At 38.3% G+C, this 8,795-nt stretch carries 11 protein-coding genes and 1 pseudogene; 3 read left to right on the plus strand and 9 right to left on the minus strand.

Features of this window, described 5'->3' with window-relative positions; all coding sequences use genetic code 11:
• Window positions 1-304: 304 nt before the first annotated feature.
• The 6 genes from AC1DRF_RS13225 to AC1DRF_RS13250 form a co-directional block, all read right to left on the minus strand.
• A complete protein-coding gene (locus tag AC1DRF_RS13225) occupies window positions 305-496 on the minus strand; it encodes a hypothetical protein (protein WP_014459966.1) in 192 nt (63 codons plus the stop codon).
• A 118-nt stretch (window positions 497-614) separates the two neighbouring features.
• Complete coding sequence (locus AC1DRF_RS13230) at window positions 615-806, minus strand: hypothetical protein (protein ID WP_025751820.1); 192 nt, start codon at window positions 804-806, stop codon at window positions 615-617.
• Between the two features lie 58 nt (window positions 807-864).
• Window positions 865-1,428 carry an MFS transporter gene (locus tag AC1DRF_RS13235; RefSeq protein ID WP_013083286.1) on the minus strand — a complete coding sequence of 188 codons (564 nt, stop codon included), beginning with the start codon at window positions 1,426-1,428 and terminating at the stop codon, window positions 865-867.
• On the minus strand, window positions 1,425-2,861 hold the full coding sequence (locus tag AC1DRF_RS13240) for an FAD-binding protein (RefSeq protein WP_477740902.1): 1,437 nt from the start codon (window positions 2,859-2,861) through the stop codon (window positions 1,425-1,427). Before AC1DRF_RS13240 ends, AC1DRF_RS13235 begins: the two co-directional genes overlap by 4 nt.
• Window positions 2,862-3,059: 198 nt before the next feature.
• Window positions 3,060-3,197: a hypothetical protein gene (locus tag AC1DRF_RS13245; protein ID WP_014459963.1), complete on the minus strand. Its 138-nt coding sequence runs from the start codon at window positions 3,195-3,197 to the stop codon at window positions 3,060-3,062.
• A 77-nt stretch (window positions 3,198-3,274) separates the two neighbouring features.
• Window positions 3,275-5,257 (minus strand): methyl-accepting chemotaxis protein, encoded by a 1,983-nt coding sequence (locus AC1DRF_RS13250; RefSeq protein ID WP_427076486.1) that lies wholly within the window; start codon window positions 5,255-5,257, stop codon window positions 3,275-3,277.
• Between the two features lie 149 nt (window positions 5,258-5,406).
• Here AC1DRF_RS13250 and AC1DRF_RS13255 point away from each other — a divergent pair, with 149 nt between their 5' ends.
• Complete coding sequence (locus tag AC1DRF_RS13255) at window positions 5,407-5,631, plus strand: hypothetical protein (RefSeq protein WP_014459961.1); 225 nt, start codon at window positions 5,407-5,409, stop codon at window positions 5,629-5,631.
• Window positions 5,632-5,660: 29 nt separating this feature from the next.
• On the opposite strand, the gene AC1DRF_RS13260 is transcribed toward AC1DRF_RS13255, so the two are convergent.
• Window positions 5,661-6,161 (minus strand): metallophosphoesterase family protein, encoded by a 501-nt coding sequence (locus AC1DRF_RS13260; protein ID WP_477740903.1) that lies wholly within the window; start codon window positions 6,159-6,161, stop codon window positions 5,661-5,663.
• A 156-nt stretch (window positions 6,162-6,317) separates the two neighbouring features.
• Between AC1DRF_RS13260 and AC1DRF_RS13265 the strand changes: the two genes are divergently transcribed.
• Window positions 6,318-6,617, plus strand: coding sequence for a hypothetical protein (locus AC1DRF_RS13265; RefSeq protein ID WP_013083290.1), 300 nt, complete (start codon window positions 6,318-6,320; stop codon window positions 6,615-6,617).
• Window positions 6,618-6,765: 148 nt separating this feature from the next.
• Window positions 6,766-7,648, plus strand: a pseudogene (locus AC1DRF_RS13270) (metallophosphoesterase).
• A 20-nt stretch (window positions 7,649-7,668) separates the two neighbouring features.
• Here AC1DRF_RS13270 and mug read toward each other — a convergent pair.
• Both mug and AC1DRF_RS13280 read right to left on the minus strand, forming a co-directional pair.
• Window positions 7,669-8,181, minus strand: a complete 513-nt coding sequence (mug, locus tag AC1DRF_RS13275) for a G/U mismatch-specific DNA glycosylase (protein WP_427076483.1) — start codon at window positions 8,179-8,181, stop codon at window positions 7,669-7,671.
• A gap of 68 nt (window positions 8,182-8,249) precedes the next feature.
• Window positions 8,250-8,795, minus strand: a 546-nt coding sequence (locus AC1DRF_RS13280) for a C40 family peptidase (protein ID WP_477740904.1), incomplete at its 5' end; no start/stop codon positions are given.

Here is an 8,795-nt window from a genome sequence, read left to right on the forward strand (position 1 = left end):
TTGTATACAATGTATCTGTTTTATCCCCGTTAATCCAAATCATCGCAAAACCATTACGAAATGATAAAAAAATCCTTCACTTATTAAAGTGAAGGATTACCTTTATATCTCTACTTAAAGGTTACAAATGGATTCTCAGTTATCAAAGAAATAACTAAGAACTTTGACAAAATAGCATGTCAAAATAGTCAAGTGGTATGTTTGTACCAGTAGTTAATGCTATCATGTTAAAGCCATGGAATCCAATTAGTTTACTTTCATAATACTTTATTTAATTTAAATATTCTTTTTTGATAGGAAACCCTTAATCTTCATCACGATCTGCTCTAAATTCATCATCAGATAATGAATTTAGTTGGTGGCTAAGCTTTTCGTAGTTATCTTGTTTCTGATTTTGTTGTACATCACTAGATATAGGAGCTTCACTAGAAACAGTAGATTTTTTTCTCGTCTCTTCGCCTCCGCTAACTCCAAACCCAACATTGTTATCTGTCATCGGATTCACCTCTTTAACTGTTATTATGGAGAATTGCTCTAAAAAAATAACAGGAAACAAAAGGGATTCCCACTTAGCTAATAGCGGTCCAAGCTTCCTTACTTACACCAAATCGTATTTAAATAAGGAAATGACCTGCTTTAACCCCATAGGCAATACCAACAAAAAAACTTGCTATACCTAGTGTTTGACTTTTACATACATACTTTATAGTTAAGCCTGGAATCAGACCCCATATAATGATGAAAATAGCGAACGATACTATAATAGAAGACCATGCATCTTGCCCTGATATACTTATACCTTGCATAAACGTTTCTCCTTTCAGTACTTATATCGGGAGAACATAAATTTTTTATAATATGCTTTTACAGCGAATGGTGGCGTTCAAGCTCGACTGTTTTTGGTTTTTGCCATATTAATACCCCTGCCGCTACATACATAAACGAAGTGATGTAAAAAAGGCTGCCGATTGTAAGGAAATCAATGATATACCCTGTTGCAATCACCGCTAAAGCTGCCCATATAGAGGTCCATAAATGATAGTGTCCTACTTGTTTTCCTGTATGAGCACGATCTGTCTGCCTAGATAACGCTATTTTTTCTGCTGTTTTTTGAAGAGCTCCAAGTAGCCCCATTATAACTTGAATGATATACACCTGCGTAATAGTTGATAGAACGGGAATTACAAGCATAACAACCGCCATCCCAAACGTATATAAAATGAGCAAGCGCTTTTCTCCTACTCTGTCACTCCATGAACCGATTAAAGGGTGACTCAAGGCTGCGGTTAAAGCAAAAATTCCGTAAGCTAAGCCAAATTGTGAATAACTATCGCCAAGATTTCGAAGCAGTAAAAGGTAAAAAGGAAAAACAATACTGCTTGCAGTAATCATCAGGCTTTGTGAGTGTAAGAGTTGTTTGTACGTCATTTTCCATACTCCTTATAAAATAAATTAACGAACGTTTCCTTTGAATCATATTTTCTTTTTAAATTAAAAAAGGCGGTTGTATGAGGGTAAGCCTCTTCTAATTGCTTCTTGCTTGGGTAGCCGTAGTAAGGCAAGTAATAGCTTCCCTGGTGCTGCAGCGTTACATCCACCATTTTTCTGACAACTCTTTGTGTATCAGCCATGCCTTGATGGTCTTTTTTCTGGTTAATGAGGAAAACGAGAGCAAACATGTCGTCTTTTGCATAAGACATGACGGCTTTATTGTCTTTTTCTACATAGCGAACAGTAATGTTCAGTAAATTTAATTTCTCTGTTGCTAACACTTCCCGTAAATCATCGATGTAAGAAGCAAATTCATCAACCGGAACGAAGTATTCTTGTAAAACTTCCGTCCGGCTAGCACTTTCGTATTCCATAAAATCACTTTCAGAACGCATAACATTATTTCTTGTTTCAAGCCGTYCATTTTGTCTTAAAAAATAAGCCTTTTGTGTTTCCCACAGCATATCTTTTCCCCAGTCACTGTACCGAGACAGTCCTAGCATAAATTTAGGAAGTGCCACTATTTTTTCTGTTTTGAGCGGTTCTTTTACAGTAGAAGTATTTTGAGAAGATAAGCGATAGTTTGTGACGTACATATCTGTTAGTAATTGATTAGGAGAAACAGAAATACGCGCCATATGCATACGAACGTCAGGGTTATGCTGTACGTAGTTTTTAAAATACGCTGTATACTGTCTATAATCTAAGCGGATAATTTCATCTTCGTACCATTCATCGTCCGTCAAACGAAGCGTCACATCTAAAATGACTCCAAATAACCCGTAGCCTCCGTTTACTAAAGAAAACAGCTCAGGGTGTTTTGTCCGGCTAATTTCGATAATAGACCCGTCGGCCTGCAGGAGACGCATAGATTTTACCGTATCCATTAAAGAACCGTATCGAATATCTCTGCCGTGTACGTTCACGCTAATAGAGCCTCCAACGGTAAAAATATTTTGTGATTGYATAACCTGAAGAGCAAGGCCGTCTTTATGTATATATTGCTGAATATCATTCCACGTTGTCCCGCTTTGAACCGTAATTTCTTTTTGACGTGGCTTGTAATCTACAATTTTATTGTACTGCTTCATATCAAGTAAAATAGCATTCGGATAATACGTCTGCCCTCCTTGACTGTGCTGCATGCCTGAAATCGCTATTTTTTCATGATGCTGTGAAGCGGTTTTCACCCAATCTTTCAGCTGTTTTTCAGTTGTTTCGTGCTTTATTTCTTTGACTTTTGTAGGAAGAAGCCGAGCAACATCTTTCGTTACAGGACGGCTTTGCTGCTGTTTATAAATATGATAGGAGGCATATGAACCTACTAGATAAAAAGATAAAAAAGTTCCTAACAACACGTTTTTCTTCATCACARACTGTAAGCTCCTTTCTTTATTCCTGTGAAATTATACCATATTAAAAGTGAAATAACACTACAAAAGTGTAATTTTACACTATATTATAATTCGTTTTGAGAAAGTATATGAAAAAAACTTGTAATTTAATGTATGTTAACCTTATTGAAACAAAAAAAGAAAAGACCTAGTGTCTTTTCTTTTTTTGTTTCTTTATTTTTCAGCTTCGTATGCAACTAAAGCTACTCTTTTTCCTAACGTTTGTTGAAACTGCTCTTCTAGCTGTTTCAGCTTCGCATGCATATCATCGTTAATTGAAGCTGGCTCAAAGGTCATTTTTGTTTGCTCCATCATACTGTCACCTCTTTCATGTGTGTATGTTCTACTTTTTCCAATATAAAAGAGGTCTATGACGATTTGACGAAAGTTTACAAATTAAATTTGCTAATGAGCGCTGTTAATTGTTCTGCCATTTGAGACAGAGATTGTGCGGAAACAGCAATTTCCTCCATTGAAGCCAGCTGTTCTTCAGTTGATGCGGCCACTTCTTCAGATGTAGCTGCATTTCCTTTAGCAAGGATCGCCATTTCACCTGCTGTACGAGCCACTTCTTCAACCGCTGCTGAAATTTGCTGAGCAGTCGCAGCCACTTCTTCTACTTGCGGAGTCGTTTCATTCATGCTGCTTAGAATTTGTTCAAATTTTTGAATAGCCGTTTGTGAAATTGTTCGTCCTTCTTCAACTTTGTTTGTAACTTGCTCCATTGTATGTACAGATTCCTGAGTATCTTGTTGAATAGCTTGAATAAGCTCAGAAATTTGAGACGCGGACACTTGTGATTGTTCTGCCAACTTTCTCACTTCCGCTGCTACAACGGAAAATCCTTTTCCATGTTCTCCAGCTCGTGCCGCTTCGATTGCAGCATTTAAGGCTAGTAAATTTGTTTGAGCAGCAATACCGCTGATTACTTCTAAAATGGTTCCAACTTCTTTTGAACGTTGAAACAAAGTACGAATCGTTGTATTAGATAGCTCAACGGATTGAGAAATGGATTCCATTTGTTCGACCGTTTCTCTCACGGCTTTTTCGCCTTCTACAGCTTCAGACGTTGTGTGATTTGATAGCTGAGAAACAGCTTCTGTACGCTGAGCAATAGTAGAAACTCCTTGTACAATCTCATCTAAAGAAGCTGCATTTTGGTCAATAACAGCCGTCTGTTTTTCCGCGCTAGAAGCCACTTCTTGTATCGCAACTGATACTTGTTCAGTCGCAGCGCTCGTTTGCTGTGAGCTGGCCGTTAGCTCTTCTGAAGAAGCAGCCACTTGCTCTGCACTCATTTCAACATTTTGAATTAATGTGCGAAGATTGTTTTGCATCTGACTAAAAGCATACCCTAACTCGCCGATTTCATCCTTTGAATTGACGGTAATCGCTGTTGTCAGATCTCCTTCACTAACGCTCAGAGCCTGATTCTTAAGCTGTTTGAGCGGTTTAATAATTGATTGCAACACCACAAAAATGGTAAGACTCCCGATTATCAGACAAGCTACTATGATAAATAGTGTTTTGTAAAAGATAGGCTGTGCAGCTTCACTAACTTCTGATGAATACATAGTGCCTGCAACTTTCCAGCTTGTTGTTTTATTTGTCGTAAAGACCATCTTTTTTTCATCCCCGTTAAAGGTATATTCAAAAGATCCAGAGCTCTTTGCATAAAGCTTGTCAAAAAGAGAATCTGTCGCTTTTGTACCCGCTTTTTCCGTAGGGTGAACAATATATTTTCTTTCTCCATCTAAAAGAAATGGATATCCTTTTTCTCCGATTTTTACTTTGCTGACAGCTTTATTAATGCGGCTAATATCTAGATTCAAAGCAATAACCCCTGTGCCATCCGCCGTTGTTTTCGCTACAGTAATAACGGTCTGACCTGTAGAGGCTGATGGATAAGGTTCAGTGACAACTGTTTTTCCTTTGTTTTGCATGGCTAGCTTGTACCAATCTCGTTTTCTGGGATCATAGCCTGCTTGTAGCACTTTTTTAGGCGATTGAATAAACTTCCCCTGCTGATTTCCTGTAAAAATACTGACGGCTTCTGGATGAAGCGAAGCATATAAGTTAAAATCTTTGCTTAAAGTAGCCATATCTTTTTCATTGTAGCGCTCGTTGTTTACCACTGATGCAAAAAACTCTACATCATGAATTTTTGGTCCAATGGTATCGTCAATCACTGAATTAATGGACTGTACATTTTGCTGTGCTGTGTTAATAATTTGGTTTTCAATTTCATGTTTCGCCGTTATGTAAGCTGATAGACCTATCGTAACAGATGGCACCAATAAGATCGCTGCAAATGCTAGCACCAGCTTTGTCTTAAAGTTATTAAGGGATCTTTTTTTTCTTACTCTCTCCATGCTATGTAGCCTCTCTCTCCGTAGTTAAAAGTGATCTTGCACTTTCTTTCTATCGGCAAGACTTCATATTCCTTTAGTCATCGAGTGTATACATAATTAACAATGGATGTGAAAAGATAAGAGTACGATAAAAAAAGTAGGTGATTTTAGTGGAAGAAAGTAAAAACAGCAAGTCTTTTTCAATGTTTGAAACAGAAAAGGTTCAGCGCGGGGAAGAAAAAGATATTTTTAATATCTATAAAGAAGGAGTAAAAATTGCGGAAGTAAGAGGAACGGATCCTCAAACTCAGCAGGTTATTCCCATGCATGACTTAAATGATTACGAAGAAAATAAGCTTCACGAATATATTGCTCATTTAGACCATACAACGTAAAAATGCTAAAACAAGAGTCCTCTCTTGTTTTAGCATTTAGAATCATAAAAAATATGTTCAAAACGCAGCGTGTTTTTTTGTATGTACAGAAGTCCAAACGAAAATTGCTTTTCACGCCGCTTGTCAGTAGCGGAACCTGGATTAAACAACGTAATATCACCAATTTGTTTATGAGTAGGAATATGAGAATGGCCAAAAATTACTGCGTCAACTTGTTCATGTTCAAATGCCAAAAGCGCACGTTTTTCAGTCGTTTTTCCTTTGCCATGACCGTGGGTTACGCCAATCGTAACGTCGTTAAACGGAAGAAGTACTGAAGATGGTAGTACTTGCTGAAGCTCTTCACTGTCTACATTTCCAACCACCCCATGTACAGGAGCAAACACACGCAGGTCATTGTAGACATCTATCGTTTGAAAATCTCCCGTATGAATAATAGCATCAGCTGTTTTCAGTTCGGCTAAGAGTCTTTTCGGAAAATGTTTCGCTCTTTTTGGAATATGAGTGTCACCTAAAATAACAATCTTCATTTATGATACGCTCCTTTTTCATTCAATATGGTGTAGTGTAGCGTATTGCGTTGGAATGAAGCAACTCTATCCGGAGCGTCAGGCAAAAAATTTCTCTTTTTCGTTTAAGTTTGCGAAAATACGTTACATACCAAGTTACAGAATGGAGTTTTCAAAATGGAAGTAAAAATTAATCGAAACGCAGCAAAAGTGTTAAAAAATGCATTGGCTAGCCCAGAAGGTCAAGGAAAAATGATTCGTGTATATGTAACTATCGACCACGGTGATCACGCGCATTATGATTGGAAATTCGATACGCCGACTGAACATGATGAAATCGTAAAAACAGATAAAGATATCGATATCGTTTTAGATAAACGCGAGAAATTTTTAGAAGGCGTATGGATTCAATATTTCCACGTTCCAGAGCCTGAATTTGTGATTAGCAGCCTTCACCACGCGCATCACCATCATTAATACAAAAAACACACCTTGTTTTATAGGTGTGTTTTTTCGTTTGTGTGACAAGCAAAAATTTTATTGATAAGAAGAAGAGATAAAATTTTGTTGAAGCAATAAAAATGAGCTATAGTGGAATTACGGATGAAAGAAAAGAGGTTAGCGTATGAAAGTAAGTGTGTTAGTAAGGTCTATTTTAGTTGTTATTTTATATAATTTATTCGTTCTGTACATCGGATGGAACGCTTGGATGTGGTTTCACACAATGTTTGAAGTGGAAAACAAATGGATTCTTACAGTGATCGTTGTCTTTTTTGCTTATTCCTTTATCATCAGTCGTGCGTTTCAACAAGTGAGCATATTTAAAATTGTGGGATCGTACTGGTTAGGATTTATTCAATATTCGGTTCTTTTGCTTCCTATAAGTAATTTAGCCGTCAAAATGCTAACTCACTCATGTACAAAAGATACAGCCGGATCTTATTTTACTTCCTGGAGATATTATTGACGATGATCCCCATGTATTCTTTAAGAAAGAAATGGATTCTATGATGAAGCAGCTCAAAGCGCCTTTAGGCACGTATGGAATTTTGGGAAACCATGAGTATTACGGCGGGAAGATCCCTCAGTTTGTGGAAAGAATGAAAGAAATGAACATCCCTATTTTAATGGATGAAGTGTTAAACATAGGTGATAGCTTGTATTTAATAGGCAGAAAAGACAAGACGGACAAAAACCGAGACAGCTTTTTCGATTTAGCGAGTGAAACGGATCGTTCTCTTCCTGTCATTGCAATGGATCATCAGCCGCTTTCCTTAAAAGAAGCGGAACAAGCAGGCGTGGATTTGCTGCTATGCGGCCATACTCACAGAGGACAAATGGCACCTAATCATTTGATCACAAAGCGGTTATTTGAAATTGATTGGGGCTACAAGCAAAATAACCAACTGCATACCATTGTCTCTTCAGGATTTGGCTTTTGGGGTCCTCCGCTTCGAATCGGGAGCCGATCAGAAATTATTCAAATTGATATTTCGTTTACAAAATAGAGAAAGCCCTAGGGCTTTCTCTATTTTAATGTACGCAGCAACGTCGGAAGCTCTGCATAAATGGCGACTACTTCATCTACTTTCATTCGAACGAGCCCGCTTGAAGACGGGGCAACAAAGTCCATTATTCCTGATACCATCGATTTCTCTTGTTTACCCCACTTTACTTGCTTGCGTCCGCTGTACTGCTGATAGACACCTTTTCCAACAAAACAAACGACTTTAGGCGTATATGTAGCTATTTTTTCCTTTAAGATTTCTCTGCCTTCTGCATATTCTTCTTTTGTAATCTCATCAGCTGCCTTTGTAGGACGCTCTACAATATTTGTTAAACCGTACCCTAGCTGGAGCAGCGAGTGATCTTCCTCCGGATGATATTTACGATCTGTCAAACCCGCTTTGTGAAGAATCGTCCAGAAGCGATTGGTTGGATTCGCAAAATGATGACCCGTTTCACCTGAACGGATGCTTGGATTAAAACCGACAAATAAAATATCTAAGTTAGGTTGTATATGATCAAAAATAGAATTCATAGTCATACGCTCCTTACAATATAAAAAGAAAACATCCAGATGGGATGTTTTCTTTTTACTATACCCTATTAAATACGAACTACGCGTCCGTTGAATTTTTGTTTCCAGTAGCCGCTGCTCATGTTTGCAATTGCAACACCTGTTGAGCTTTGAGCACCGATGAACTTGCCGCCTCCTACATAAATGCCAACGTGGCCGTCTTTTTTATATGTATCGAAGAAAACAAGATCGCCAGGCTGCATTTGACTAGAAGACACTTGTGTTCCAGCATGCTTTAACGTTTCTGTACTTACAGATCCAAGAGGTCCAAGGTTAACGCCAACTTGAGAATATGCCCAGTGTACGAATGACGAGCAGTCAAATAAGCCGTGGCTAATATCAGACTGGCTGCGTCCACCGCCAAATACGTAAGCAGAGTTTCCAATCCAGCGGTTTCCTACTGTTACAACATTGCTAGCTTTTGGAGCTGGAGCGCTTGTAGGTGCCACATCATTGCTGCTTGCTTTTGGTGCTTCTGCCTTAGCAGAAGATGAATCGGCTTTTTCAGCTGGTGCAGCCGCTGCTTTTTGAGCTTGCTCAGCTGCTTTCTTGGCTGCCTCTTTAGCCGCTTGTTC

It is taken from the genome of Priestia sp. P5_B4 (genome assembly GCF_056400385.1).

Coding starts and splice junctions, on each gene's coding strand:
- AC1DRF_RS13245 (WP_014459963.1), bottom strand. CDS start 3,197: ATGGAGCAAACAAAAATGACCTTTGAGCCAGCTTCAATTAACGATGAT.
- AC1DRF_RS13265 (WP_013083290.1), top strand. CDS start 6,318: ATGGAAGTAAAAATTAATCGAAACGCAGCAAAAGTGTTAAAAAATGCA.
- mug (WP_427076483.1), bottom strand. CDS start 8,181: ATGAATTCTATTTTTGATCATATACAACCTAACTTAGATATTTTATTT.
- AC1DRF_RS13225 (WP_014459966.1), bottom strand. CDS start 496: ATGACAGATAACAATGTTGGGTTTGGAGTTAGCGGAGGCGAAGAGACG.
- AC1DRF_RS13230 (WP_025751820.1), bottom strand. CDS start 806: ATGCAAGGTATAAGTATATCAGGGCAAGATGCATGGTCTTCTATTATA.
- AC1DRF_RS13250 (WP_427076486.1), bottom strand. CDS start 5,257: ATGGAGAGAGTAAGAAAAAAAAGATCCCTTAATAACTTTAAGACAAAG.
- AC1DRF_RS13235 (WP_013083286.1), bottom strand. CDS start 1,428: ATGACGTACAAACAACTCTTACACTCACAAAGCCTGATGATTACTGCA.
- AC1DRF_RS13260 (WP_477740903.1), bottom strand. CDS start 6,161: ATGAAGATTGTTATTTTAGGTGACACTCATATTCCAAAAAGAGCGAAA.